The sequence below is a fragment of the Kitasatospora sp. NPDC022856 genome (assembly GCF_055561235.1).
Genome location: NZ_JBVHHE010000013.1, coordinates 126,529 through 152,234, shown reverse-complemented (window position 1 = coordinate 152,234; position 25,706 = coordinate 126,529). Strand labels below are relative to the sequence as shown.

The 25,706-nt window shown below is 75.5% G+C and carries 15 protein-coding genes and 1 pseudogene; 8 read left to right on the top strand and 8 right to left on the bottom strand.

Annotated features, from left to right (window positions below):
- Window positions 1-8: 8 nt before the first annotated feature.
- Window positions 9-3,230: a non-ribosomal peptide synthetase gene (locus ACZ34W_RS18445; RefSeq protein WP_465605388.1), complete on the bottom strand. Its 3,222-nt coding sequence runs from the start codon at window positions 3,228-3,230 to the stop codon at window positions 9-11.
- A gap of 667 nt (window positions 3,231-3,897) precedes the next feature.
- Here ACZ34W_RS18445 and ACZ34W_RS18440 point away from each other — a divergent pair.
- The 5 genes and pseudogenes from ACZ34W_RS18440 (at window position 3,898) to ACZ34W_RS18420 (ending at window position 10,994) form a co-directional block, all read left to right on the top strand.
- Window positions 3,898-7,020: a phosphocholine-specific phospholipase C gene (locus ACZ34W_RS18440; RefSeq protein WP_465605387.1), complete on the top strand. Its 3,123-nt coding sequence runs from the start codon at window positions 3,898-3,900 to the stop codon at window positions 7,018-7,020.
- A gap of 242 nt (window positions 7,021-7,262) precedes the next feature.
- Window positions 7,263-7,529: pseudogene (locus tag ACZ34W_RS18435) on the top strand (DUF899 family protein); the annotation flags it as partial.
- A 251-nt stretch (window positions 7,530-7,780) separates the two neighbouring features.
- Window positions 7,781-8,176: a hypothetical protein gene (locus tag ACZ34W_RS18430; RefSeq protein WP_465605385.1), complete on the top strand. Its 396-nt coding sequence runs from the start codon at window positions 7,781-7,783 to the stop codon at window positions 8,174-8,176.
- A 75-nt stretch (window positions 8,177-8,251) separates the two neighbouring features.
- The gene (locus tag ACZ34W_RS18425; RefSeq protein ID WP_465605383.1) at window positions 8,252-10,399 is read left to right on the top strand and encodes an MMPL family transporter; all 2,148 of its coding nucleotides are present in this window, start codon (window positions 8,252-8,254) and stop codon (window positions 10,397-10,399) included.
- Between the two features lie 46 nt (window positions 10,400-10,445).
- Window positions 10,446-10,994, top strand: a complete 549-nt coding sequence (locus ACZ34W_RS18420) for a MarR family winged helix-turn-helix transcriptional regulator (RefSeq protein WP_465605381.1) — start codon at window positions 10,446-10,448, stop codon at window positions 10,992-10,994.
- A 103-nt stretch (window positions 10,995-11,097) separates the two neighbouring features.
- Here the strand turns inward: ACZ34W_RS18420 and ACZ34W_RS18415 are convergent, their stop codons facing one another.
- The gene (locus ACZ34W_RS18415; protein ID WP_465605379.1) at window positions 11,098-11,859 is read right to left on the bottom strand and encodes a TetR/AcrR family transcriptional regulator; all 762 of its coding nucleotides are present in this window, start codon (window positions 11,857-11,859) and stop codon (window positions 11,098-11,100) included.
- Between the two features lie 125 nt (window positions 11,860-11,984).
- Here ACZ34W_RS18415 and ACZ34W_RS18410 point away from each other — a divergent pair, with 125 nt between their 5' ends.
- On the top strand, window positions 11,985-13,172 hold the full coding sequence (locus tag ACZ34W_RS18410) for an FAD-dependent monooxygenase (RefSeq protein ID WP_465605377.1): 1,188 nt from the start codon (window positions 11,985-11,987) through the stop codon (window positions 13,170-13,172).
- Here the strand turns inward: ACZ34W_RS18410 and ACZ34W_RS18405 are convergent.
- The 3 genes from ACZ34W_RS18405 to ACZ34W_RS18395 all read right to left on the bottom strand — a co-directional run bounded on the left by ACZ34W_RS18405 (window position 13,145) and on the right by ACZ34W_RS18395 (window position 16,380).
- Complete coding sequence (locus ACZ34W_RS18405) at window positions 13,145-13,912, bottom strand: response regulator transcription factor (protein WP_329491360.1); 768 nt, start codon at window positions 13,910-13,912, stop codon at window positions 13,145-13,147. The genes ACZ34W_RS18410 and ACZ34W_RS18405 overlap by 28 nt on opposite strands.
- Before the next feature lie 609 nt (window positions 13,913-14,521).
- Complete coding sequence (locus tag ACZ34W_RS18400; RefSeq protein WP_465605375.1) at window positions 14,522-15,775, bottom strand: MFS transporter; 1,254 nt, start codon at window positions 15,773-15,775, stop codon at window positions 14,522-14,524.
- Complete coding sequence (locus tag ACZ34W_RS18395) at window positions 15,772-16,380, bottom strand: SDR family oxidoreductase (RefSeq protein ID WP_465605373.1); 609 nt, start codon at window positions 16,378-16,380, stop codon at window positions 15,772-15,774. Before ACZ34W_RS18395 ends, ACZ34W_RS18400 begins: the two co-directional genes overlap by 4 nt.
- 179 nt (window positions 16,381-16,559) lie before the next feature.
- Here ACZ34W_RS18395 and ACZ34W_RS18390 point away from each other — a divergent pair, with 179 nt between their 5' ends.
- Window positions 16,560-20,003 carry an AfsR/SARP family transcriptional regulator gene (locus ACZ34W_RS18390; protein ID WP_465605371.1) on the top strand — a complete coding sequence of 1,148 codons (3,444 nt, stop codon included), beginning with the start codon at window positions 16,560-16,562 and terminating at the stop codon, window positions 20,001-20,003.
- 68 nt (window positions 20,004-20,071) lie between these two features.
- Here ACZ34W_RS18390 and ACZ34W_RS18385 read toward each other — a convergent pair whose 3' ends face one another.
- Together ACZ34W_RS18385 and ACZ34W_RS18380 are read right to left on the bottom strand one after the other, a co-directional pair.
- A complete protein-coding gene (locus tag ACZ34W_RS18385) occupies window positions 20,072-21,292 on the bottom strand; it encodes an LLM class flavin-dependent oxidoreductase (protein ID WP_465605369.1) in 1,221 nt (406 codons plus the stop codon).
- Window positions 21,289-22,647: an NtaA/DmoA family FMN-dependent monooxygenase gene (locus ACZ34W_RS18380; RefSeq protein WP_465605367.1), complete on the bottom strand. Its 1,359-nt coding sequence runs from the start codon at window positions 22,645-22,647 to the stop codon at window positions 21,289-21,291. Before ACZ34W_RS18380 ends, ACZ34W_RS18385 begins: the two co-directional genes overlap by 4 nt.
- A 262-nt stretch (window positions 22,648-22,909) precedes the next feature.
- Between ACZ34W_RS18380 and ACZ34W_RS18375 the strand changes: the two genes are divergently transcribed.
- Window positions 22,910-23,701, top strand: coding sequence for a maleate cis-trans isomerase family protein (locus ACZ34W_RS18375; RefSeq protein WP_465605365.1), 792 nt, complete (start codon window positions 22,910-22,912; stop codon window positions 23,699-23,701).
- 81 nt (window positions 23,702-23,782) lie between these two features.
- On the opposite strand, the gene ACZ34W_RS18370 is transcribed toward ACZ34W_RS18375, so the two are convergent.
- Window positions 23,783-25,684, bottom strand: a complete 1,902-nt coding sequence (locus tag ACZ34W_RS18370) for a hypothetical protein (protein WP_329491368.1) — start codon at window positions 25,682-25,684, stop codon at window positions 23,783-23,785.
- Window positions 25,685-25,706 lie beyond the last annotated feature (22 nt).

Below are 25,706 nucleotides of genomic sequence, written 5' to 3'. Positions count from 1 at the left end.
CCGGGAGGTCAGCGCAGGTCGCGGACGGCCGCGGCGATGCCGAGCGGCGTCGGGGTGGCGAAGAAGACGTCGAAGTCGAGCTCGACGCCGAGCAGGTCGCGGATCCTGGCGGTGATCTGGATGATCGTCAGGGAGTGCCCGCCGAGTTCGAACAGGTCGTCCTCGGGGCCCAGGTCGGGCAGTCCGAGCACCTCGGCCCAGATCCCGAGCACGGCGTCGAGCACCTCGTCGTGCTCCTGCTGCCCGGCTGCTCCGGTCGCCCCGGTCGAGCCCCGGCTCGCGGCGTCGGTCGGGCGTGGGGGGACGGGCAGCGCACGGCGGTCCAGTTTGCCGTTCGGCGTCAGGGGCAGCCGGTCGAGCACCGCGAAGCGCTGCGGTACGGCGGCGGCCGGCAGCGTCAGCTGGAGGAACGCGCGCAGCTCGGCGGCGTCCGGCACGGCTGCCCCGGGCGCCGGGACGAGGTAACCGGCGACGAACGGCGACCCGTCGCCGGCCGCTTCGTCCCGCCGGACGGCGGCGGCCGCCTCGGCGATCGCGGGGTGGGCCAGCAGCGCCGACTCGATCTCGCCGAGCTCGATCCGGTGGCCGCGGATCTTGACCTGGTCGTCGAGCCTGCCGAGGAACTCCAGTTCGCCGTCGGCGGTCCAGGCCACGAGGTCGCCGGTGCGGTAGAGCCGCTCGCCGGGCGCGCCGAACGGGTCCTCGACGAAGCGTTCGGCGGTCAGCCCCGGCCGGTCCAGGTAGCCCTCGGCGACCCCGTCACCGCCGAGGTACAGCTCGCCCGGCACACCGATCGGGAGCGGCCGGCGCCGCCCGTCCAGCACGTACGCGCGGGTGTTGGCGATCGGTCGGCCGATCCGGACGGCCTCCGGTGCGGCCGGGACCTCGGCGCAGGTGGACCAGACGGTGGTCTCGGTCGGTCCGTAGACGTTGAGGAGCCGGTCGGTGCCCGCCCGCAGCTCGCGGGCCAGCGGCAGCGGCAGGGCCTCCCCGCCGACCAGGGCGGTCAGGCCGGGCGGCAGCGGTCCGGCGCCCAGCAGGACCCGCCAGCCCGAGGGGGTGGCCTGGGCGTGGGTGACGCCCTCGCGCTCGACCAGCGACCGCAGGCCCGGGCCGTCGACGGCGAGGCCGTCCGGCGCGAGCACCAGCCGCCCGCCGGTGACCAGCGGCAGCAGCAGTTCGAGCGCGGAGATGTCGAAGGAGAGCGAGGTGAGGCCGAGCCAGACGTCCCGGGGGCCCGAGCCGAGCCGGTCGGCGAAGCCGGAGAGCAGGTTGACCAGCGCGCGGTGGCCGATCTCGACGCCCTTGGGGCGGCCGGTCGAGCCGGAGGTGTAGAGCACGTAGGCGAGCCGGCCGGGCGCGGTCCGGGTGGCGGCCGGGTCGTCTGCCGGCGCGTCGTCCGCCGGCGCGTCGTCCGCCGTGTCGCCCGCCGCGTGGGTGAGCCGCAGCAGCGTCGGGGCCGCGGCGGCCACCTCGGGGGCTGGCTCGCGGTCGGCCAGCAGCAGCGTGGCGCCGGAGTCCGCCAGGACGAGGGCGAGCCGTTCGGCCGGGTAGCCGGGGTCGAGCGGCAGGTAGGCGGCGCCGACGGTGTGCACGGCGAGCAGCGCGGCCGGCAGGTCGGCGGTGCGGCCGAGGTGCAGAGCGACCAGGTCGTCCCGGTCGACGCCGGCCGTGGTCAGCGCGTTCGCCAGCCGGTCGGTGCGCCGCAGCAGCTCCCGGTACGTCAGGCGCTCGGCGCCGGCCACCACCGCGAGGGCCTCGGGCGTGGCGCCGGCGCGCTCGCGGACCAGGTCGAGCACCGTCCGGTCGGCGGGGTAGGCGTGCTCGGTGGCGTTCCAGGTGCTCGTGACGAGCCGCTGCTCGGTCTCGTCGAGCAGCGGCAGGTCCGCCAGGTCCGCTCCCGGGTCGGCCGTGGCGGCGGCGAGCAGGGCGGCGAGGTGTCCGGCGATGCGCCGGGCGGCGGCGGGGGACAGGACGGCCGGGTCGTACTGGAGGGAGAAGCCGACGGCCCCGGCGTCCTCGACCGCCTGGAGGTGCAGCGTGTTGCGGGAGGCGTGCGGGAACACGGTCCAGTCGACCCGGGTGGTGCTACCCGGGAACACCGGGTCGGCGGTGGTGCGGCGGCGGTAGCCGAACGAGACGGGCGCCAGACCGGTCCGCGGCGTGAGCCCGGGCACGGCCGCGCCGAACGGGACGGCGCGGTGGGCCGAGACCAGGCGGACCTCGGCCCGGACGGCCCGGGCGTACTCCGCGAACGTCACCTCCTCCCCGGCGCCGGCCGGGGCGTGCACCGGCAGCTCGTTGACGAAGAGGCCGATGTCGTCGCGCCGTTCCGGACGGCGGGTGGCGAAGGGGACGGCGACCGGGACGGCCTCGCCGCCGTAGCGCCGCAGCAGGCCGTGCAGGCCGGCGAGCAGGAACTCGAAGACGGTGACCCCGCAGTCGCGCGCGGCGTCGACCAGGGCGGTCCGGCCGGCGCCGTCGAGCCGCCAGGTGACGGCCTCGCCCCGGCCGGCGTCGGTGGTGGCCCGGGGGCCGTGGGGCAGCACCGGGTCGGTGGCGGCGGCCCACCGGGGGCCGTGGAAGGCGGCCGCCCGGCGGACGGCCTCGGGCTCGGGTTCGATCCCGAGGGCGTCGCGCCGGTTGTCGGGGGCGGCGGGGTCGAGGGACGTGGGGTCGGAGGTCGCGGGGTCGGAGGTCGCGGGGTCGGCGGCGGGGGAGTCGGCGGCGGCCGGTCCGCCGGCTCGCGCGGCGGCGTAGGCGGTGGCGAGGTCGGCGGCCAGGACGTCCTTGGAGTGCCCGTCGAACACCGCGTGGTGGGCCACCACCAGCAGGTCGGCCGCCCCACCGGCCCGCCGGAGCAGGGTGAACCGGGCGAGCGGTCCGGCGGCGAGGTCGAACGGGAGGGCCAGTTCCTCGGCCAGTCGCTTGGCCAGGCCTTCGCCGCTGTCGGCCGTCGCGTCGACGACGGTGAGCGCGGGCGGCCGCCCCGCCGGGACCTCGCGGACCAGGCCGTCCTCCTCGACCAGCGCCGCCGCGAGCGCGGGGTGGCGGGTGACGGTGGCGGCGACGGCCCGTGCCAGGGCGTCGGCGTCGATCCGGTCGAAACGGAACCGCAGGGCGAGGTGGAAGGCCTCGGGGACGGCGGTCCGCCTGGTCGTCAGCCAGATCCCGTGCTGGGCGGGGGAGGCGGGGCGCCCGGCCCGGGCCGGAGGGTTCGCCGCTCTCACGGGCTCCTCCTCCGGTGCGGCGGACGGGCCCGGTGTGATGGAGGAGACTGGTGCCGCGGGCGAGCCCGGAGTGGCGGCGGAGTCGACGGGGGAGGCGGACATGGCGGGCTCGATTCGGGAGTCGGAGGCGGGGCTGCGGTGACCCGTCCGACCGGGTTCCGCCGCGACGGTGCGGCCCGGTGGAGGGCGCGGCCGTCGGATGCGGTCCGGGCCGCCCCGCGGACCGGTCGACAGGCCGCTGGAGCAAGGCCGACCCGACTCCCAGGTTCCCCCCTGATGCGTCAAGCGGTCCGATCTTCTCCCCCGTGGAAAGATCATTGGCCTGGACCTGTCGTGAGATTTCCACAGACCACATGCCTCGTCAAGGGTTGTTCACGACCCGGGCGGGGCGGTCCGACGGTTCGTCAACTATCCTCCGCCACAAGCCGTCCCGGTGGCGGTCCTGAGGGCCGCCCCGACGGCGGGTTCGGACCGGGGGCGACGGCGGTCGGGGGCGGCGGCGGGAGGGATGGCAGGTGCAGTCAAGTTGTCTGTACAGCTCGGGGTTCTCTGTCCGTCATCGAAACGCCATCGAACCGGTCCACTTCCGTTGATCTCGGACGCCTATACATAACGGGTCTGGGCCGAAACGGAGGCCCAGCATCCGTGATCAAGGAGCCGTCCCCCGATGATTCCGATGCCCGAACTGTCGCGCCGCACCCTGCTCGGCGGCGCGGCGGCGGCCGCCGTGCTGTCCGCCCTCCCGCTCAGCGTGCGTGAGGCGCTCGCCGCGCCGGCCCGCCCCGGCAAGCTGGCGGACATCCAGCACGTCGTGGTGTTCATGCAGGAGAACCGCGCGTTCGACCACTACTTCGGTACGCTCCCCGGCGTGCGCGGCTTCGGCGACCGGACGGCGGTGCGCGGGGTCAACGGGCGCTCGGTGTTCCACCAGCCCGACCCGGGGCGCAAGGAGGGCCACCTGCTGCCGTTCCCGATGAACGCGGCCCACACCAACGCCTACCAGCAGGGCGCCCCGGCGTTCGGCTTCGTCGACTCGATGAACGCCTGGAACGACGGCCGCGCCGACGGTTCGGTCACCCGCCGCTCCGGCGGCTGGCTCGGCCAGGGCTACTACGAGCCCGCCGACATGCCCTTCTACAACGCGCTCGCCTCGGTCTTCACGACCTGTGACGCCTACTACGCGTCGGTGCAGTGCAACACCAACACCAACCGCGAGCACCTGATGACCGGGACCAGCGGCGGCACGGTGCGGGGCACCCCGGTGACCGACAACACCGAGATCCCCGGCGGCTACGAGTGGACCACCTACGCCGAGCGGCTGCAGAAGGCCGGCATCAGCTGGAAGACCTACCAGGCGCTGGACAACTTCGACGACAACGCGCTCGCCTGGTTCACCCCCTTCGTCAAGGCCAAGCCGGGCGAGCCGCTCTACGAGCGCGGCCTGCGCGCGGTCGGTGACCCGGCGAAGAAGGACGACCCCTTCGCGATGGGCGACGCCCTCGTCGAGGCGTTCACCGCCGACGTCCAGGCCGACCGGCTGCCGCAGGTCTCCTGGCTGGTCGCGCCCGCCGCGCTCTCCGAGCACGCCAACTACGCCCCGCCGAACGGCGAGCACCTGACGGCCCGGCTGCTCGCCGCGCTCGCCGCTAAGCCGGAGGTGTGGGAGAAGACCGTCTTCATCCTCAACTACGACGAGCACGGCGGCTTCTTCGACCACCAGCTGCCGCCCGTCCCGCCGCTGGCCGCCGGGCGCGGCAAGTCGACCGTCCCGGTCGACGGCGAGGTCGTGGTCCGGGTCTCCAAGGGCGGCTCGACTTACCACCGGGTGGTCGGTCAGGACGGCAAGTACCGGGTGAAGGCCGCCGACGGCTCGCTCTCCTGGTCCGACACCCTGCCCGCGGGCGAGACCCTGGTCTCCGGCCCGTACCCGATGGGCCTGGGCGTGCGCGTCCCGATGATCGTCGTCTCGCCGTGGACGCGCGGCGGCGTGGTCGACTCCACGGTCTACGACCACACCTCGGTGCTGCGCCTGCTGGAGCAGCGCTTCGGCATCGAGGAGCCCAACATCAGCCCATGGCGCAGAGCCGTGACCGGCGACCTCACCAACGTCTTCGACTTCTCCGGGCGCAACCCGGTCTGGCCGCAGCTGCCCGACACCAGCGGCAACCGGCAGAAGGTCGTCGACACCGGCAAGCTGCCCGCGCCCACGGTGCCCGATCCGCAGGCCTTCCCGCAGCAGCAGCGCGGCACCCGCACCGCCCGGATCAGCCCGTACGACCTGCTGGTCAAGCCGAAGCTCAAGGGCGACGAGCTGACCGTCGACTTCATCAACCAGGGCCGCCAGGCCGCCGTCTTCGCCGTCTACCCGGCGCCCGGCACCGCGCCGCGCCACTACACCGTGGGCGCCAAGAGCCGCCTCTCCGACGTCTGGACGGTCGGCCCCGAGGGCTACGACCTGCGGGTGCACGGCCCGAACGGCGCGCTCTGGCACCTGCGCGGGGACGCCGCCTCGGCGTACGAGATCTCGCTCTCCGAAGAGCAGAACGGCAAGGTGCTGGAGGTCGACGTGATCAACCGCACCCGCACCGCCCAGACCTTCCTGGTCGGCGACCTCGCCTACGGCGACGGGCTGCGCGAGGTGCGGGTCGCGGCGGGCGACGACCGGACCGTCAACGTCAAGGTCGGCCCGGAGGGCTGGTACGACGTCGCGGTGGGCGTCCGCGGCGAGCTCGGCTTCCGCCGCCGGATCGCCGGGCGCTTCCCGTGGGACGGCGACCACCTGGTGACCGACCCGGCGATGGGCCTCGCCGACCCGCTGGCCCTGGACGTCACGCTCAAGGCCGCGTCCACCACGATCGACGAGGCGATCCTGCTGCCCGGCCGTCCGGCCCGGGTCGCCGCCCGGTTCACCGCGACCGCCGCGCTGACCGCGATCGAGGTCCAGCCGGTCGTGCCGGCCGGCTGGGCGGTCACCGCCGTCACCCCGCCGCCCGCCTCGCTCGCCGCCGGTGCCGCCGCGACCGCCGAGTGGGACGTCACCCCGCCCGCCGTGCTGCCGGACGGCGCCACCCACCGGATCCTGGTCACCGCCCGCGCGGCGGCCGGCAGCCGCTTCGCGATCGCCGACGGCGAGATCGCGGCGCGCACCGCCCCCGTGATGGCCGGTCACCTGCTCGGCGAGGACTTCGAGTCGCTGGCCGGCTCCCTCCAGCCGCTGGCCGGCGTGCTCGGCTGGACGCCGCAGGCGCCGCAGGGCTGGTCGGTGGTGAACGCGCCGGCCATGCCGCAGGGCACCACCCGACTCCAGGGCTGGACGTTCCACACCAAGCGCGCCTGGTCCTCCCCGGCCGGGCAGGACCGCGGCAACTTCAGCCGCGGCCTGGGCATCCTCGCGGTCGCCGACCCGGACGACTGGGACGACACCGGTTCGCCGTCCCGCAAGGGGGTCTTCGACTCCACCCTGGTCTCGCCCGCCGTCCAGCTGCCGGCCGGCGCGAGCACCCTCCACCTCGCCTTCGACTCGCACTACCGGCAGGAGGCCCCGCAGAAGGCGGCCGTCACCGCCGTCTTCGACAACGGCACCGAGACCCGGCTGGTCTACTACAGCAGCGACCCGACCGGTAACGACAACGCCGGCATGGACGTCCAGAACGCCTTCGTCACCAAGCAGTTCTCCGTTCCGGCGGGTGCCCGCTCGGTGACCCTGAAGTTCCGGATGTACGACGCCGGCAACAACTGGTTCTGGGCCGTCGACCACGTCCGCCTCGACACCAAGCCGATCACGGGCTGACCCGGTAGATCCTGCCCGCGGCCCGCGTACCCCGAGGGGGTGCGCGGGCCGTTCGGTCGGGCCGGGGGCTTGTCGTCGGGCATGGGGTCGGGTCGGCGCGTCGGTGTGGCGGGTCGGGTCGCCGAGTCGGGGTGGCGGATTTCGGCCGGGCGCGCGCGTCCGGCCGGGTGTTGTCGGACCTCTCTGGTGTCGTAGGAGGGCGAACGCCGCCGCCCGGTCACCACGACACCACGGAGGACACCATGACGACCACGTCGGACGATTCGCCCCCCTCGCTGCCCGGACGCCCGCCCGTGGTCGACCTGGCGACCTGGCAGGCCGCCCGGGACGAGCTGCTGGTCCGGGAGAAGGCCCACGCCCGTGAGGCCGACGCCATCGCCGCGGCCCGGCGACGGCTGCCGATGGTGGAGCTCGACGGGACGGTCGAGGTCGTCGGCCCCGACGGCCCCGTCCCGTTCCTGGACCTGTTCCAGGGCCGCGACGAACTCGTGGCCTACCAGCACATGTGGACCCGCCCGGGGGCGACCCCGGAGGAAACCCTCGGCCGACACGGCCACCACTGAGGGCGGTGGGACTTCCGGCCCGGAGGCGCCGCGAACCGCCCAGCCTTCCTCCCGGACCAACGGGCCGTCCACGAACCTCGCTCACCGACCTCGCCCACCGACCTCGCTCACCGACCTCGCTCACCGACCTCGCTCACCGACCTCGCTCACCGACCTCGCTCACCGACCTCGCTCACCGACTCAGGGAGATCCGCGCCATGAACTCTCGTCTGCTCCGGCTGACCGGCGCCGCCACCGCCGTCTACGGCCTCGCCGTGACCCGCCGGCCCGCCCTGCTGGCCGCCCCCTCCGGACTGACCGCCGCCGACGGCTCGCTGCCGCGCTCCACCGCGGCCTGTCTGCGCCCGCTCGCCTTCCGGGACGCCGCCTGCGGCCTGGCGATGGCCTTCGCACCCGACGACTCCGCGCTGCGCGCGGCCACCCTGGTGCGCATCGCCTCCGACCTGGGCGATGCCGCCCTGCTGGCCACCGCGTTGCCGGAGCGCCGGCACCGGGTGATGGCGGTGGCCGTCTCCGTCGGCTGGGGTGCGCTCTCGGTGGCCGGGCTGCTCGGGGGGAGTCGGAAGCAGCCGTCGGGCCGCCATGCCTCTTGATGGTCAAGTCTCTCAATCATCGAGAGATATGATGCGGAGGTCCGTCACCTGCCCCCGCCCGAAGGGCGCTCCGCGATGCGCACCGGTTCAGCCGCTCCCCGCCCCGCCTCCCGGCGTCGAACCAGACTGCTGGTTCCGCTCGTCCTGCTGGCCGTCTGGCTCGGCCTGGGCGGCGCCTTCGGCTCCTACGCCGGGAAGCTCTCCGAGGTGGCCACCAACGACCGGGCCGCCTTCCTGCCCCGCAGCGCCGAGTCCACCGAGGTGGCCCGGCTCGGGGAGGACTTCCGGACGGCGGCCACGCTCCCGGTGATCGTCGTCTGGGAGAGTCGCACCGGAGCGGTCGGCGAGGCCCAGCGCGCCGCCGCCGGCCGGGCGCTGCAGGAGGCCTCGGCCGTCCCCGGTGCCACCGGCCGGGTGTCGCCCGCCGTGCCGTCCGAGGACGGCCGGGCGCTCCAGGGCGTCGTCCAGCTCCGCTCCGACCTCGGCCGGCAGACCGGGGACAGCGTCCGCGCCGTCCGCGAACTCGCCGACCAGGTCCCGGACACCACCGTCGGCCTGGCCGGTCCGGCGGCGGTCGCGGCCGACCTCGGCGGTGCCTTCGCCGGCATCGACGGACTGCTGCTCGGCGTGGCCCTCGGCGTGGTGCTGCTGATCCTCCTCGCCGTCTACCGCAGCCTGCTGCTGCCGCTGCTGGTGATCCTCGGCGCGGTGTTCGCCCTCGGAGTCTCCTGCGCGCTGGTCTACCTGCTCGCCGACCACGGCCTGGTCCGGGTGGACGGCCAGGTGCAGGGTCTGCTGTCGATCCTGGTGATCGGCGCGGCCACCGACTACGGACTGCTGCTCTCCGCCCGCTTCCGCGAGGAACTGCACCTCCACGGTGACCGGTTCGCGGCGATGCGCACCGCCTGGCGGCAGTCCGTCGAGCCGATCGCGGCCTCCGGGACGACGGTCGCCCTCGGCCTGCTCGTCCTGCTGCTCTCCGACCTCACCAACAACCGGGCGCTCGGCCCGGTCGGCGCTATCGGCATCGGCTGCGCGGTGCTCTCCGCGCTGACCTTCCTGCCGGCCGCGCTCGTCCTGCTCGGCCGCGCCGCCTACTGGCCGGCCCGGCCGGCCGCCGACGGGCGCGCCCCGGTGAACGCCGTCTGGCAGCGGGTGGCCGCCCTGGTCGGGAGCCGGCCGCGGGTCACCTGGGCCGCCGGCCTGGCCGTGCTCGCCGCGCTGGCCGCCTTCGCGCCGACCCTGGACTCGGGCGGCGTGCCGCAGAGCGAACTCTTCATCAAGGCCCAGCCCTCGGCGGCCGGGCAGGCGCTGCTCTCGAAGCACTTCCCCGGCGGCGCCGGCAACCCGGCCGTGGTGATCGCCGCCGCCGGGCGGGCCGAGGCGGTCGCCGCCGCGGCAGCCGTCCCAGGGGTGGCCGGCGTCCGTCCGTACACCGGCGGTGCGCCCGGCGGTGCCCCGGCGGAGGTGGACGGGCGGGTCCGGCTGGACGTCACGCTCGCCGACCCGGCCGACAGCGACGCGGCCATCGCCACCGTCCGGAGCCTGCGGCAGGCCGTGCACGCGGTGCCGGGCGGGGACGCGCTGGTCGGCGGCTACACCGCGCAGCAGTACGACACCCGGATCACGGCGGAGCGCGACCGGGCGCTGATCATGCCGGTCGTGCTGCTCTGCATCCTCGCCGTGCTCGTGGTGCTGCTGCGCTCGCTGCTCGCTCCGCTGCTGCTCGCCGGTACCGTCGCGCTGTCCTACCTGGCCACGCTCGGCGTCAGCGCGGTGGTCTTCGACCACGTCTTCGGCTTCTCCGCCATCGACCCCTCCGTGCCGCTGTACGGGTACGTGTTCCTGGTCGCGCTGGGGGTGGACTACAACATCTTCCTGATGACCAGGGTCCGTGAGGAGACGATGCGGGTCGGCACCCGGGAGGGGGTGCTGCGCGGGCTGACGGCCACCGGCGGGGTGATCACCTCGGCCGGGGTGGTGCTGGCCGCGACCTTCGCCGCGCTGGGTGTGATCCCGCTGGCCTTCATGGCCCAGATCGCGTTCATCGTCGCCTTCGGCGTGCTGCTGGACACCCTGCTGGTGCGCTCGCTGCTGGTGCCCGCGCTGGTCCGGGACCTGGGCGAGCGGGTCTGGTGGCCGGCCCGGCCGGGTCGTACGGCGGTCGGTACGGCGGCGCCCGAGCCGGTCGGCGAGGCCGCCCGAGGGTGCCCGGCCGGTTAGGCTGAACGGGTAACAGCGGGTGGAACACCGTAGGCGACCGGAGCGGATGACCTTGTCGGAGCAGGACCCGAGCACGCCCCCGCCCGCCCCGGCACCGTCCGAAAGCCCGGCGCCTGCGGACCCGTCCGCGACCGTACCCTCCGACACCCCGGCGCTCGGGCGGCTCCTCCAGGCCCTCGCCTCCGAGATGAACCTGCTCGGGCACGGCTTCGCCGCCGCCAGCGGTCTGCACGCCACCGACGTCCAGGCGCTGCTCGCCGTGATGCGGGCCGAGCCCGGCCGGGGCGGGACCACCCCCGGCCGGCTCGGCGAGGAGCTGGCCCTCACCTCGGGGGCGGTCACCGCCGTACTGGACCGGCTGGAGCGGGCCGGACACATCCGCCGGACCAGGGACGCCGCCGACCGTCGGCAGGTCCTGGTGCACTACCTGCCCGGTGCCGGGCGGATGGCCGCCGAGTGGTTCGCGCCGGTGGCCCGGCGCACCGAGGCGGTGCGCGGCGAGTTCACCCCGGTGGAGCTGGCGGCGGTGGCCCGTTTCCTCGGCCGGATGACCACCGAGCTGGAGGACCTGCGCCACTCGCGCCGACCCGCGTAACCCGCGCCGACCCGCGTAACTCGCGCTGACCCGCGCTGACCCGCGCCACCGTTGACGTGGGCTGACGGTCGGACGCCCGTCAGCCCGTCAGCCCGTCAGCCCGTCAGCCCGTCAGCCCGTTCCGCCGGGCGATCAGGGCCGCCAGGCCGTCCAGGATGCGCTCCAGGCCGAACTCCAGCGCCCGGTCACGCCCGTCCCGCACGGCCATCGCCGCCGCGAGCGCCGGGAAGCGGTCGGCGTGCTCATGGACCAGCCCGCCGACGACGGCCAGCAGCCGGGACTCCGGCTCCCCGCCCGGTCCGGCCGCGCGCGCCTGTGCGGTGATGCTGCGGACGTGGCCGGCCAGCAGGACGGCGGTGTCCATCCGCTCCGGCCCGGTCAGTCCGGTGCCGTCGAGGGCGGCCACCACCCGCTCCAGCCAGCCGAGTTCCTTCGGGCCGAGCACCCGGGGGCCGACGGTGGCGTCGATCAGCCAGGGGTGCGCGCCGAAGGTGGTGGCCAACTGGCCCGTCCAGGAGTGGAGTTCGGTGCGCCAGGCGGGCGAGGCGCCCGTCAGGTCCCGGTTCGCCGCCGGGGCCCCCGGTCCGGCCCCGGCCGGTTCGTCGATCGCCGTCTCGACCATCAGGGCCACCAGTTCGGCCTTGCCCGGCACATAGCGGTAGAGCGCCATCTTGGTGTAGTCGAGCAGGCCGGCCACCCGCTGCATGGAGACGGCGCCCAGTCCCTCCGCGTCCGCGATCCCGATCCCGGCCCGGGCGATCCGGTCCAGGCTGAGCGCCGGTTTGGGCCCGCGGGTCGGCTTCGGGGGCGGCCCCCAGAGCAGCCGTGCCGTCGCCTCGGCCCCGTCGCCGGATGTGCTGCTCAAGCTCCCGCTCCCGTCCCGTTCCGGGTCGGCCCTTGCCGAACCGACCTAACTGTGTCTACCGTACACAGCAGCAATCAGTGTCCAGTGGACACAGTTTCTCGGCTCTCCCGGACGGAGTGGTTCACATGGGTACCAAAGTCCTCATCTCGGGCGCGAGCATCGCCGGCCCGGCACTGGCGTACTGGCTCGGGCAGTACGGCTTCGAGCCCACCGTCGTCGAGCTGGCTCCCGCCCTGCGCGGCGGCGGCCAGGCCGTCGACTTCCGCGGCGACGCGCACCTGACGGTGCTGCAACGGATGGGCCTGCTCGACGAGTTGCGCCGGATCGACACCGGTGGCAGCCCGCTGGACTTCGTCGACCGGCACGGTCGGCGCCGGCTCCACCTGCCGGCGGACTTCGCCGGTGGCGAGGTCGAGGTGCCGCGCGGCGAACTGGCCCGGCTGCTCCACCGGCACAGCCTGCCGTCCACCGAGTACGTCTTCGGCGACACGGTGACCGCGCTGGAGGAGACGCCCGACGGCGTCCGGGTGGAGTTCCGCCACGGGTCGCCGCGCGAGTTCGGCCTGGTGGTCGGCGCGGACGGTCTGCACTCCACCGTCCGCCGGCTGGCCTTCGGCCCCGAGCAGCGCTTCGTCCGCCACCTCGGCTACTACGCCGCCACCTGGCAACTGCCCAACTACCTCGGTCTGCCGCCCGGTTCGGTCGGCCTCAACGTGCCCGGGCGGCTCGCCGCGGTCGGCGCGGACCACCGGGACCGGACCCGGGCCGGCGCCTTCTTCCTGTTCGCCTCACCCGAGCTGCCCTACGACCGGCACGACCAGGAGCAGCAGAAGGCGCTGCTCGCGGACGCCTTCGCGGGTCTCGGCTGGGAGGTGCCCCGACTGCTGGAGAGTCTGCGCGAGACCCCGGAGCTGTACTTCGACTCGATCAGCCGGGCGGACGTCCCCGCCTGGTCCGCCGGCCGGATCGCCCTGGTCGGGGACGCCGCCTGCGGCGCGACCATCGGCGGCATGGGCACCGGTACCGCGATGGTCGCCGCGTACGTCCTGGCCGGCGAACTCGCCCGCGCCCGGGGCGACCACCGCACCGCCTTCGCCCGGTACGAGGACGCGGTGCGCGGCTACGCCGAGGGCTGCCAGCGGGGCGGCGACCGGACCGGGCCCTTCCTGGCGCCGGGCACGGCGGCCGGACTCCGGCTGCGCGACGGACTGTTGGGCCGGCGCTGGGTCCTGAACCGGATGCTGGAGCTGGGCCGGAAGGTCAGCAGCACGATCGCCCTGCCCGACTACCAGACCGAGTTCGCCACCCGCTGATCCTCGGCGGCCCCCTCGTGCGGGGCGGCCGGGGCGCCGGACGGGTCGCCGGGCGCCGGTCCCTTCGACCGTGCGGCGTGTCCCATCCGGTAGCCGATCCCGCGGACGGTGATGATCCACCGGCTGGAGCCGAGCTTCGCGCGCAGGGTGCTCACATGGGTGTCGATGGTGCGGCTGGCCTGCCCCCAGTCACTGCCCCACACCTTCGCCATCAACTCCTTGCGCGACACCACGGTCTCGGAGTTGGCGGCGAGGATGTAGAGCAGCTCGAACTCCTTCGACGTCACCTCGATCAGCCGGTCGCGCAGGCGCACTTCGCGGGTCCGCGGATCGATGTGCAGCGGGAGCAGCGAGATGGCCTCGGGCGCCGCCGGCCCGGAGCGGCGGGAGGACCGGCGGAGCACCGCGTCGATGCGGGCCCCCATCTCCCGGAAGCCCCAGGTCTGGGCGACGCAGTCGTCGGCTCCCGCCTTCAGGGCGAGCACCCGCTCCAACTCGTCGTCGCGACGGGTGAAGGCGATCAGTGGGACGTCGCTCTCGGTCCGCAGGCTCCGGCACACCTCGATGCCGTCGACGTCCGGCAGTTCCAGCGAGAGCAGCACCAGATCGGCCTCGCGGTACGTGCGGAGGGCCTGTGCGCCGGTGCCCACGCTGCGGGCGACGAAGCCCTGCCGGCGCAGGTCGCGCACCATCGATTCGGCGGAGCTGATCTCCCGTTCCACCACGAGTACGGTCCTCATCTTCCCTGCTCCTCCTCCGGACGCCACGCCCCTCCGTGCCCACCCTCGTCCGCTCCCCGGGTCGCGGCCCGGGGCGTCGTTCGCACAACAAAAGTACCGCTTGGCACGGCAACCAGGCGGAACCCGGCCGACCGGCCGGATATCCGCTCCGACCTGCGGAGACACGCTGTGGAAATGCTCCCGGCACAGATCCGGCGAGGCTGCCCGCCCAGCTGGCGGCCGGCGGCCGCGGGCGTACCCGAGGTCCTTCGGCCGCTGGTCAGCGGGCTGTGGACGGGCGGGCGGCGGCTCCGGCCCGGGCGGGCACGGACGGCAGCCCCGGCGCTCGTGTCAACAGCTCATGAAATCTGCCGCGACACCCGGAACTTGGGCCGAACGGCGCGGCACGGCGGGGGAGCGGGAGGCGGGTACGGCGGGTACGGCGGGTACGCGGAGACGCGGAGAGGCGAGCGAGGAGGCCGGGGGAACGCCGGAAGCCACCGAAGGCCCGGGGGTCAGGTTGCCTTCGGTGGCCGTTCCGGGGAGGGCGGGATCACTGGACCCCGCCCGGTCGTGCTCCAGGAGCTCAAGGAGCTCAAGGAGCTCCAGGAGGCCTGCGAGCCCGGGAGCCTAGGAGCCCTGGGGCGTGGGCCGCTTGGCGGGGAAGCCGTGGCTGCGGGCCACCAGGACCACCACGAGCACCGGCAGCAGGAGCAGCAGCACCGTCCAGGGGAAGGAGTCACTGCCGCTCACGTCGAGCAGGACACCGCCGATGATGCCGCCGGCGGCCATCGCGACGTTCCACAGCGTCACGAGCATGGTCTGGGCCGCGTCGGCCTGGTCACCGCCCGCGTCGGCCACCGCCGTCTGCAGCAGGGTCGGAATGCCGCCCCAGCCCAGACCCCACAGGGCGGCCGCGATGTACACCAGGGCCGTGGTGTCGGCGAGCACCGCGAGCAGCAGCGCGGCCACCGCGACGAGCAGGGTGCTGGCGACGGTGAGCGCGCGCAGCTTGGCGTGGATCTGCGAGCCGACGATCCAGATGCTCGCGAGCGAGGCGCCGCCGAAGACCAGCAGCACCAGGTCGGTGCTGTCGCCCAGGCCGTGGTCGTCGAGGAAGGTGGCGATGTAGGCGTACAGCACGGTGTGCGCCAGGACGAAGACCAGCGTCACGAAGAGCACGGGGGTCACCCCGGGCACCTTCAGCGCCCGCAGCATCTTCGGCCGCTCGCCGGCCCGCTGGCCGGGGTAGTCGGGCACGGTGGCGGAGATCCACACCAGCAGCAGGACGGTGAGACCGGTCATCACGAAGAACGGCACGCGCCAGTCGGTCTGGGTGCCGAGGAAGGTGCCGGCCGGGACGCCGAGCGAGAGCGCGACCGGGATGCCGGCCATCGCGATGGCGATCGCCTTGCCCTGGAGTGCCACGGGGGCCATCCGCCGTGCGTAGCCGGCGAGCAGCGCCCAGGCTAGACCGGCGGCGACACCCGCGACGAACCGCGCGACCATCGTCAGCCCGTAGATCGACGACACCGCCGTGACGGTGTTGGCCACGGCGAAGCCCGCCATGGCCGTCAGGAGCAGCCGCTTGCGCCGCCAGCCGGCGGTGGCCGAGGCGAGCGGGATCGCGGTCAGGGCGGTGCCGATCGCGTAGATCGTGACGGTCTGGCCGGTCGCGGACTCGCTCACCGCGAGGTCCGAGCTCATCGAGGGGAGCAGGCCGGCGGGGAGGGTCTCGGTGAGGCTGGTGATGAAGACGGCGGTGGCGAGGGCGATCAGGGCGAGCAGCGGAAGCTTCTGCGGTTCCTCGCCCCCCGCCGCCGCGGGGGGCGAGGAGCGGGTCTCCGCGCCGGGGGCGTCGGTGATGTCGGGTGAGGTGCTCATGGGGCGTGCTCCGGATGTTCCAGGGGACGGGGCGGACGGGTGGTGCGAAGAGGAGGTCGCGGGGCGGGCCAGGAGTGGCCCAGCCCGCCGTCGACGGGGAGCCGGGCGCCGGTGGTGAAGGTCGCGTCGGTGGCCAGGAAGAGCGCGGCGCGGGCGACCTCCTCGGCGGAGCCGAGCCGGCCGAGCGGTGGCAGCGCCGGGCCGCCCGCGGGCGCCGCCTCGATGCAGCCCGGGGCCACCGCGTTGACCCGGATGCCGCGCGAGACCAGTTCGGCGGCGAGCGCCCGCACGGCGTCGGAGGGTGGCGCCGGGGCGGTGAGCACCACCGCGCCGCCGTCCCGGAGGTACGGCAGCAGCGGGCGGACCCCCGCCACGGCGTCGGCGAACAGGAGGTCGGTGTCGTCGAGACCGGTACCGCCGTCCTCGGCGCGCTCGACGACGGTGGCGGTGGAGCCCAGCTCGGCCCTGGCCCGGGCGCGTTCCCCGGCGGTGCGGGCGGCCAGCAGGACCAGCGCCCCGCCCTCCACCAGGCGTTTGGCGATGGCCAGGCCGATGTCGGTGTCCTGGCCGAGGAGGACGGCCCGGCGGCCCGCGTACCTGGTCATGTCGGTCACTCCTTCCCGCCGCTCGGCGACTCGGTGGTTCCGACCCTGCCCGAGGGCCCTTCCGGGCCGCTGCGGATCCGCTGAGGGTGCGCTGAGGGTGCGCCGACGGCCGGCTGACGGCCCGTCGAAGATCCCCCCGGGCCGGTCCGGCGCCACCGGGGCGCGGTACGGTGACCGACATGCGGTTTGGGGTACTGGGACCACTCGTGGTGTGGGGCGACGACGGCGAGGAGATCACCGTCCCCGAGGTCAAGGTCCGGGGACTCCTCGCCGACCTGCTGGCGCACGGCGGCGGTCCGGTCTCCGCCGACCGCCTCATCCAGGACCTGTGGGGCGATGAACCGCCCGGGAAGCCCGAGGGCGCGCTCCAGGGCAAGGTCTCCCAGCTGCGCCGGGTGCTCGGCCGGGAGCGGGTGCTGCGCCAGGGCGCGGGCTACCGCCTCCGGCTGGACCGCGGCGCCGGCGAGCTGGACGCCGACCGCTTCGCCGCCCTGGTGGCCGACGCCGGTGGCGTCCGCGACCCGCGCGCCCGGGCGGAACTGCTGACCGAGGCCCTCGACCTGTGGCGGGGGCCGGCGTACGCGGACTTCGCCGACGAGGAGTTCGTCCGGTCGGCGGCGTGCCGCCTCGCCGAGCAGCGGCTCGCCGTCCTGGAGGACCAGGCCGAGGCGCGGCTCCTCGCCGGTGACCACGCGCTGCTCGCCGGCGAGCTCGCCGCCCTCGTCGCCGGGCACCCGCTGCGCGAGCGGCTGCGCGCCGTCCAGATGCGCGCCCTCTACCTCGCGGGCCGTCAGAGCGAGGCGCTCGCGAGCTACGAGGACCTCCGCGCCCGACTCGCCGAGGAGCTGGGCGTCGACCCGGCCCCCGCGCTGACCACCCTCCACCGGGCCGTCCTGCGCCAGGACCCCGGCCTGGACCCCGGCCCGGACCCCGGCCTGGACCCCGGCCCGGACCCCGGCCTGGACCCCGGCCCGGACCCCGGCCCGGACCCCGGCCCGGGCACCGCGCGGGCCGGTTCGGCACCGGCCGCCGCCGCCTCGCTCGCCGCGCCCGTGGACCCCGCCACCCCGACGCCCGCCCCGCCCGTGGCCCCCGCCTCCGCCCCGCCCGCCGGCGAACACGCCAACCTGCCGGTCCCGCTGACCCGCCTGATCGGACGGGACGCGGCCGTCACCCAGGTGTCCCGGCTCCTGGACGACACCCGCCTGGTGACCCTGGCCGGCGCCGGCGGCGTCGGCAAGACCCGGCTGGCCGTCGCGGCCGCCGCCGCGGTGGCCGCGCGGGAGCCGGCCGGGAACCGCCCCGACGGGATCTGGCTGGTGGAGTTCGCGGGGGTCCGCGGCGGCACCGCCGCCGACCTGGCCCAGGTCGTCGCCACCACGCTCGGCGTCCGGGACGACGCCCCCGCGCCGCCGGGCACGGGCGGCGGGGCGGGGCCCGCCTCGCCCGTCCACCGGCTCGCCACGGCGCTGCGGGACCGCCGCACCCTGCTGGTCCTGGACAACTGCGAGCACGTCGTCGACGCGGCGGCGGAACTCGCCGAGCTGCTCCTGCGCACCGCACCGGACCTGCGGGTGCTGGCCACCAGCCAGGAGCCGCTGGGCCTGACGGGCGAGGCGGTGTTCCTGGTCGAGCCGCTGCCGACCGACGACGCCGTGCGGCTGTTCAGCGAGCGCGCCGCCGCCCACGACCCCGGCTTCCCCCGCGACCCGGGCGGCGGCGACCTCGCCGACCGCGAGGCCGTCGCCGAGATCTGCCGGCGGCTGGACGGCATCCCGCTCGCCCTGGAACTCGCCGCCACCCGCGTGCGCACCCTGGGGGTCCGGGAGCTGGCGACCCGGCTGGGCGACCGGTTCCGGCTCCTGAGCTCCCGCCGCCGCGGCGCCCCGGCCCGCCAGCAGACCCTGCGCGCGGTGATCGACTGGAGCTGGGAGCTGCTCAGCGCACCCGAACGGATCGTGCTGCGCCGCCTGGCGGTGCACAGCGACGGCTGCGACCTGGACGCCGCGGAGGCCACCTGCGCGGGCGACGGCGTGACCCGCTACGAGGTCCTCGACCTGGTGACACGGCTCGTCGACCGCTCCCTGGTGGTCGTCGTCGACCAGCCCACCGGGCGGCGCTACCGCCTCCTGGAGTCCGTCGCCGCGTACGCCACCGAACGCCTGGACGAGATGGCGGACCTCGCCGCCGTGCGCGGCCGCCACCTGCGCCACTACCTCGCGCTCGCCGAGCGCGCCGAGCCCCGGCTGCGCGGCGCGGACCAGCGGCCCTGGCTCGCCCGGTTGGACGCCGAGGCGGGCAATCTGCGCGCGGCCCTCGACGAGGCGCTGCGCCGGACCGCGGAAGGGGACGGCGACGAGGCGGTCCGGCTGGCCACCGCCCTGGCCTGGTGGTGGCTGCTGCGCGGCCGGCTCACCGAGGGCCGCCGCAGCCTGGCCGCCGCGCTCGCCGCCGCTCCCCGGCCCAGCTCCGAACTCGCGCTCCTGCACGGCGCGTTCGCACTCCTCACCGGCGACCGCGCGGAGGCGCACGCGCTCGCCTGCACGGTCGCGTCGGCCGGTGCGGTGCCCGACCCGGTGCGCCGCGCCCGGGCCCTGTGGCTCTGCGCGTACGGCCTGTTCAGCGCGGGCGAGGCCGCCGAGGGCGAGGAGCTGAACGCGCGCGCCCTCGCGGTCTTCGCCGAGGAGGGCGATCAGTGGGGCACGGCCGCCGCACTCGGGCTGCGGGCCACCCTCGCCCTGGTCCGTGGCGACCTCGCCGGTCTCGGCCGCGACGGTCTGCGCAGTGCCGCGCTCTTCCGCGAACTGGGCGACGGCTGGGGCGAGTTGCAGACGGTCTCACCGCTCGCCGCGCTCGCCGAGATCAAGGGGGAGTATCCGGAGGCGGCCCGCCGCCAGCGTGAAGGGCTGCACATCGCGCGGGAGTTGGGGCTGGAGGCCGAGGTGTCGGCCCGGCTGTCCGGGCTGGGCCGGCTCGCCCTGCTGGCCCACGACTGGGAACGGGGCCGGGAGCTGCACGAACAGGCCCGCCGGATCGCCGCCGAACAGGGCTACAAGTACGGGGAGATCCACTCCGAGATGGGCCTCGCGCTCGGCGCCCGCCGTTCGGGGGACCTGGCCGCCGCCGAGGCCCATCTGGTGCACATCCGCGACGGTTACGCGGAGGTGTCCTCGGAGGCGGGCGACCACCTGCTCCTCGCGGAGCTCGGCTTCGTCGCCGAACTCCGGGGCGACGCCGACCTGGCGGCCGACCGGCACCTGAGCGGTTGGGCGGTCGCCCGCTCCCTCGACGAACCGCGCGCGCTCGCCCTCTCCCTGGAGGGCCTGGCCGGCGCGGCCGCGGTCGCCGGCCGGGGAGCGGCCGGGCGGCGCGGCGCCGAGTGCGCGGCCCTGCTGCTCGGCGCCGCGGACGCGGCACGCCGGGGTGTGGGGGCCCCGTTGCCGCCCGCCGAGCGCGGTGACACGGACCGGATCGCCGCGGCCGCCGTGGAGGTCCTGGGGGCGGCCGCCTTCGCGGCGGCGTTCGCACAGGGCGGCCGGCTCACCGCGGTGGAGGCGGTGCGCCGCGGCTGCGAGGCCCTCGGCCGACAGCCGGCGGGCGACCCCGCCTCGGCGCACCGCTGAGCAGGCCCGCCGCGGCGCACTCCTGAGCAGGCCCGCCGCGGCGCACCCCTGAGCGCACCGGGCCGAGGTCAGACCCGCGCGTACCGGTTCACCGGCCGCTCCAACCCCAGGTGCCCGCGCAGCGTCGTCGCCGTGTAGGCCTTGCGGAAGGCACCCCGGCGCTGCAACTCCGGTACCAGGGCGCGGGTGATCGCTTCGAGGTCGTGCGGCAACGCCGCCGGGCGGAGCCGGAAGCCGTCCAGCCCGGCCGAGCGCCAGTCGAGCAGCAGATCGGCCAGAGCGGCCGCGGTGCCGGTGAACACCACCGCGTCCGAGGCGAGTTCGGCGCCTGCCAGCTCGTCCAGCCGGGCCTTGCGGTCGGCGGCGGCCGCCGGACTGTCGTCCAGCAGCACGATCAGGTCCGCGAACCGCCGCAGCGGCCTGGCCCGCAGGTCACGGCCGGTGGCGGCGACGGCCTCGTCGACCTGCGCGAGGATCCGTTCGACGCCGGGGCGGTCGTGCGGGGTGACGAAGACGACGTCCGAGGCGCGGGCCGCGAACTCGTACGGCGTCGAGGCGTGGGCCAGGCTCGCGACCAGCGGCTGGCCCTGCGGCGGGCGCGGGGTGATCGCCGGCCCCCGGACGCTGAAGTGCTCGCCCTCGAAGTCGATGTGGTGCAGCTTGTCGCGGTCGATGAAGCGGCCGGTCGGCACGGACCGGATCTCCGCGTCGTCCTCCCAGCTGTCCCACAGCCGTCGTGCCACCTCGACCACGTCGGCGGCCTCCGCGAAGAGCGGGCGTAGCCGCTTGGCGATCAGCTCGGGGTCGCGGATGTCGTCGTCGGTGAGCTGCGGGGTGGTGCGGCGGCCGAAGTGGGCGGCGTCCGAGGCGCGGGAGGCGATCTGCGGCCGCCAGCCCGCCCGGCCGCGGGCGGCGTGGTCCAGGGTCGCGATGGCGGTCGCGAGGTGGAACGGTTCGGTGTGGGTGACGTTCGTGGTCGGTACCAGGCCGATGCGGTCGGTCAGCGGCGCGAGCAGGGCGGCCAGCAGAACGGCGTCGACGCTGCCCCGGACCCGGTCGGTGCGGTCGTCGGGGCGGTGGAAGGGCTCGGACTGCAGACCGAGGCCGTCCTCCAGGGTGACGAAGTCGAGCAGCCCCCGCTCGGCCTCGGCCACGAGGCCCGCCCAGTAGCCGGGGGTGAACAGCTCCGACGGCCTGGCGTCCGGGGCCCGCCAGGCGGCCGGGTGCCAGCCCGCGCCGTCGAGCGCGACGGCCAGGTGCAGCGGGGAGTCGGACGGGGTGGCGGTCACGAGGTCTCCTTCGGGGAGCCGAGGCCGAGATGGTCGCGGAGCGTCGTTCCGGTGTACTCCTCGCGGAACACGCCCTTCTCCTGGAGGAGCGGAACCACCCGGTCCACGAAGTCGCCCAGGCCGTCGGGCGTCAGGTGCGGTACGAGGACGAAGCCGTCGGCCGCCTCGCTCTGCACGAAGCGGTCGATCGTGTCGGCGACGGTCTGCGGGCTGCCGACGAAGTTCTGGCCGCCGTGGACCTCGATCATCAGTTGACGGATGCTCAGCCCGCGCTCCACGGCGATCTTGCGCCACCGCCGCGCCGTCTCCTCACGGCCCTTGCGGAACACCGAGTGCCCCCTCAGCAGGAGGGCGTCCGGCTCCGGCTCGATGTCGGGCAGTGGTCCGTCCGGGTCGTACGCCGAGAGGTCGCGGCCCCAGACGCCCTCCAGGTGGGCGATCGCGGTCTGCGGGCTCACCTGCGCGCGGGTGATCTCGTCCGCGTACGCGGTGGCCTCCTCGTCGGTGTCGGCCACCACGGCGGTCGCGGTGGGCAGGATCTTCAGGTCGTCCGGGCGCCGGCCGTACGCGGCGAGCCGGGACTTCACGTCCCGGTAGAACGCCCGGGCCTCGTCGGGCCGGTTGTACTTGCTGAAGATGACTTCGGCGTCGGAGGCGGCGAACTCCCGGCCCACGTCCGACTCCCCGGCCTGGATGATCACCGGATGGCCCTGCGGGCCGCGCGGGGTGGTGAACCGGCCCGCGATGTCGAAGTGCGTGCCGCGGTGGGCGAAGGTGCCGGCGCCGGGGCGCACGAACCGGCCGGCCGCCGCGTCGGCGGGTACGTCGCCGTCCGCCCAGCTGTCCCACAACTCGCGCGTGGTCTGCAGGAATTCGGCCGCCCTGGTGTAGCGGTCGGCCTCGGCGAGGAAGCCGCCGCGGCGGAAGTTCTCGCCGGTGAAGGCGTCGTAGCTGGTGACCACGTTCCAGGCCGCCCGGCCGCCGCTGAGCAGGTCCAGGCTCGCCAGCTTGCGGGCCACCTCGTAGGGCTCGTTGAAGGTGGTGTTGACGGTCGCGGCGAGCCCGAGCCGGTCGGTGACGGCGGCGAGCGCGGCGAGCACCGTCAGGTTGTCCGGACGGCCCACCACGTCCAAGTCGTAGATCTGGCCCTTGTGTTCGCGCAGCCGCAGCCCTTCGGCCAGGAAGAAGAAGTCGAACTTGCCGCGTTCCGCGGTCCGTGCGAGCCGGATGAAGGAGTCGATCGCGATCTGGCTCTCGGAACGGGGGTCCGACCAGACGGTCACGTTGTGGATGGCCGGCAGTTGCACGGCGAGGTGCACCTGCTTCCTTCCGGCGTGTTCTGCGGCGGCAGGCACGGGGCGTGCTCCTTCGGGGAAGGGCCGGCCCCAGGGAGGCCGGCCGCGTGGCCACGCGTGTGCGGTCCGGTCCACGGGGCGGCTGTGATCACCAGGGTTCACCGAACGGATGTGGCGGACAAGGGGATTCGGGTCAGGGATGTGTGGGGGAGTGTCAAGGAATGTCAATAACGGGAACGGCGTGCAAAGCGCTTGTGAGTGGTCTGTCGCTTAACGTCGGCGGATCTGTCCCCTGTCTCGGCGTTCGGCCTACTGTGCGGCCATGGATCTCTTCTCGCTGCCCAGACTCGGAGTCGTCGTCCCCCCGGAGAACCCCACGGCGGAGCCGGAGTTCAACCGCTTGATCGGTGCCGCCGTGCACGTGTACACCTCCCGCTTCCCCACCACGCCGGGGGTGGAGCTCCGGGAGATGCTGGAGACCTACAACCGGGTCCTTCCCGACACCCTCGACGGTTTCGGCGGCATGCGGCTGGACGCGGCCGTGGTCGCCTGCAGTGCCTCGCACTACCTGCTGGACCCGGCGGGCGACCGCGCCCTGTGCGAGGAGATGTCGAACCGCTCAGGGTTCCCGGTCAGTTCCTCGACGCAGGCGATCCTGGCCGCCTGCGAGGCGCTCGGGGTGAACCGGCTGACCCTGGTCTCGCCCTACCAGCCGTGGCTCACCGCGACCTCCCGCGCCTTCTGGGAGCGGGCCGGGCTCACGGTGGACGGCGTCGTCCTCGTGCCCGCCGGGACGGCCCCGGACGGGTCCGACCACTTCGACCCCTACGAGGTGACCACGGGCCGGATCCGCGAGCGAATACGGGCCCACCAGCAGGAGAACGGGATCCCCGACGACTCCGCGCTGCTGTTCACCGGGACCGGGATGGGGACGCTCGGCGCGCTCGCCGAGCTCGCGCGGGAGGACACCAGCGGGCGCCCGCTGCTCTCCTCGAACCTGGCGTCCGCCTGGTGGGCGCGCCGCGTGACGGGACGGCGGACCGGGCCCGGGACCGCCGGGGACGCGCACCCGCTGCTGCGACGCCTGGACGTCCGGGCCCGCTGGGCGGCCTGAGGCACCGTCGGGCGTCGGTGCGCCCGCGGCCGGCGGGCGCACCGGGGGCGGCTGCCGAGGGGGAGGCTCCCGCGGCCGCCCTCACCGCAGTGGAGCGATCCGGGTGCCGCCGTCCAGCACCGCCTCCAGCGTGACGGCGGCCCGGCCGGGCCGCTCGACCGCCAGGGTGTGGTCCGGCGTGGCCCGGTCGGCCGACCAGTCCGGTCCCTTGGCCGTGATCCGGCCGACCCGCCTGCTGCCCGCGGCCAGCAGGAACTCGGTGCCCTGCGGTGAGCGCCACCACGTCCACCCCACCGTGTCCTGTTCGAACCGGCTGCACGCCCGGCCCGGCCCGCCGCCCGTGCGCTGCGGGCCCCGGGCGTTCGGCAGCAGCACGGCGGTCGCGGCGCTGCCCTCGCCGTTCCAGCGATCGGCGCGCAGGCAGACCCACGACGCCGCGCCCGCGTTCTGCGGCAGCTGCTGCACCGCGAAGGCCCAGAGGTTGAGCTGCTTGACACCGGGGGTGCCGTCCGGAACGGCGCAGCCCGCGCGGGCCCAGGCCAGCAGCGCGTCCTGGCCGACCGCCTCGCGGGGCTGCCGGGCCGGCTGGGTGCGGTCCGGCGGCGGGGTGTAGCTGAGGTGGGCGGGCACCAGCCCCCCGAGGTCGGCCAGCAGGAAGGAGTGCTTCTCGGCGATCGTGGAGGAGGAGCGCAACTGGAGCACGGTGGCGCCCAGGCAGTCCGCGAGCGCCCCCGAGGAGCGCGAACCGGGGGTGCTCGCGCCGGGTGCCGCGGCGGTCACGCCGTCCACGCGGTCCAGCGCCCTGGCGGGTACGTCCGGCTGGTCGATCCGGCGGGTGTCGGCCGCGTCGATCCACGGGGCGAGCAGGTAGCGGGCGGTGGCCCCCTGACGGTGCAGCACCACCGCGCCGGCGGTGGTGACGGAGGAGTCGTCGGCCCGGGCGAGGTCCAGCCCGCCACCGGGTCCGTCGGTCCAGCGGGCGAGCCGCCCGCCGTCGTAGAGCACCACCACGGCCGCGCCGTCGACGGTGCCGGCGAACAGCAGCTGGGGCGGGCCCTGCGGCGGGGCGGCCGGGGTGCCCGGCTCGGGCCGGGTCCGCGGGCCGGGGCTCGACCAGGCGGCGAGCGCCCGGCCGAGCAGGGCGGTGTCGTCACGGCGGTCGCCGCGGGCGGGCCAGGCGGAGAAGTCGATCCGGGCGGTGTGCTGCCACTGGTCCGCCGCCACCCGGAGCAGCCGGGCCGGGTCGGGCGCTGTTCCGCCCGGCGGGACGGCGAGCGGACGGGCGGGCGCGCCGGCCGGGGCCGGGGCACCGGGGCCGGCCAGCGCGGCGGCGGTACCGGTGAGCGCGAGCGCGGCCACCGCGAGCGAGGCACCGAAGGCCCGGCGGCGGCGCAGCAGGTCGGTCGGCTGGACGCGCACCGCGCAGGGGTCGAAGGCCGACAGGCCGTGATCCGGTCCGGCGCAGAGCCGTGCGGCCTCGTCGACGGCCTGCCCGGGGTCGGTCGCACCGGCCTGAAGCAGCACCTCCGCGGCCTGCTCGGGCGTCAGCTCCTCCACGGCGAGCAGCGCGAACGCGGACCGGGCGGGTGCCCCCAGGGCGGCCAGTTCGCGGTCCAGTGCCGCGTCCCGCTCACCGCCGCCGGGGGTGAACAGCCGCAGCCCCCAGACCCGGGGCGTCCGCAGCCGGTCGGCGGGCCGCGGGTGCAGCGCGCCGCGCAGCACCCGCAGGCGCAGGGCGGCGTACAGCGGGTCCTCGTCCGTACCGGCCGGCTCCCGCAGCCTGCTCCAACGGGACGGCAGGGCCCGCTGGACCGCGGCGTGCGCGGCGAGCACCCGGCTGTGGCGGTCCCGGTCGGCCGGCAGGGCCAGGTACGCGAGCCGGACCAGCCGGCGGTAGTGGCGGACCAGGGTCGCCTCGGCCCGGGCCACCGGACGCGCGCCCGCGCCCCGGGGCGGTGCGCCGCCGTCTATCCGTCCTGCCAAGGCGTTCTCCCCGGAGCCGTCT

Excerpts from the sequence above, each read along its gene's own strand:
- ACZ34W_RS18420 (WP_465605381.1), top strand. The coding sequence starts at position 10,446 with ATGACCTTGTCGGAGCAGGACCCGAGCACGCCCCCGCCCGCCCCGGCA.
- ACZ34W_RS18410 (WP_465605377.1), top strand. The coding sequence starts at position 11,985 with ATGGGTACCAAAGTCCTCATCTCGGGCGCGAGCATCGCCGGCCCGGCA.
- ACZ34W_RS18425 (WP_465605383.1), top strand. The coding sequence starts at position 8,252 with ATGCGCACCGGTTCAGCCGCTCCCCGCCCCGCCTCCCGGCGTCGAACC.
- ACZ34W_RS18430 (WP_465605385.1), top strand. The coding sequence starts at position 7,781 with ATGAACTCTCGTCTGCTCCGGCTGACCGGCGCCGCCACCGCCGTCTAC.
- ACZ34W_RS18395 (WP_465605373.1), bottom strand. The coding sequence starts at position 16,380 with ATGACCAGGTACGCGGGCCGCCGGGCCGTCCTCCTCGGCCAGGACACC.
- ACZ34W_RS18375 (WP_465605365.1), top strand. The coding sequence starts at position 22,910 with ATGGATCTCTTCTCGCTGCCCAGACTCGGAGTCGTCGTCCCCCCGGAG.
- ACZ34W_RS18390 (WP_465605371.1), top strand. The coding sequence starts at position 16,560 with ATGCGGTTTGGGGTACTGGGACCACTCGTGGTGTGGGGCGACGACGGC.
- ACZ34W_RS18440 (WP_465605387.1), top strand. The coding sequence starts at position 3,898 with ATGATTCCGATGCCCGAACTGTCGCGCCGCACCCTGCTCGGCGGCGCG.
- ACZ34W_RS18400 (WP_465605375.1), bottom strand. The coding sequence starts at position 15,775 with ATGAGCACCTCACCCGACATCACCGACGCCCCCGGCGCGGAGACCCGC.
- ACZ34W_RS18405 (WP_329491360.1), bottom strand. The coding sequence starts at position 13,912 with ATGAGGACCGTACTCGTGGTGGAACGGGAGATCAGCTCCGCCGAATCG.